General features: G+C 43.5%; 1 protein-coding gene. It reads left to right on the top strand.

Translation table 11 applies throughout. The annotated features are described in order from the left end of the window. Positions 1–16 precede the first annotated feature (16 nt). A partial coding sequence (locus tag AOA59_RS31760) for a sigma factor (protein ID WP_218212250.1) occupies positions 17–232 on the top strand: 216 nt, incomplete at its 3' end.

The following is a 232-nucleotide window of genomic DNA, read 5'->3' as shown; positions in this document are numbered from 1 at the left end:
AGGAAGGGGTGATGAGATGAATGAACTGGAGCCAGCTGCAACATCATCGTCAGATCAGTGTGTCGCTGCTGATGAAAATGAGCAGATCATAGATGAATTAATGCATGAATACAGCGACAGTATCTTGCATCTTGCGTATACATATGTGAAAAATCAGGCGGCCGCCGAGGACTTGACGCAAGAAATCCTTATAAAGTGCTACACAAAACTAGGTCAGTTTCAAAATCGATCC

It is taken from the genome of Pseudomonas sp. 2822-15 (genome assembly GCF_002742515.1).
GTDB lineage: Bacteria > Pseudomonadota > Gammaproteobacteria > Pseudomonadales > Pseudomonadaceae > Aquipseudomonas > Aquipseudomonas salomonii.
Note: the sequence above shows the minus strand (reverse complement) of the source record. Positions and strands in the feature narration are given on the sequence as shown.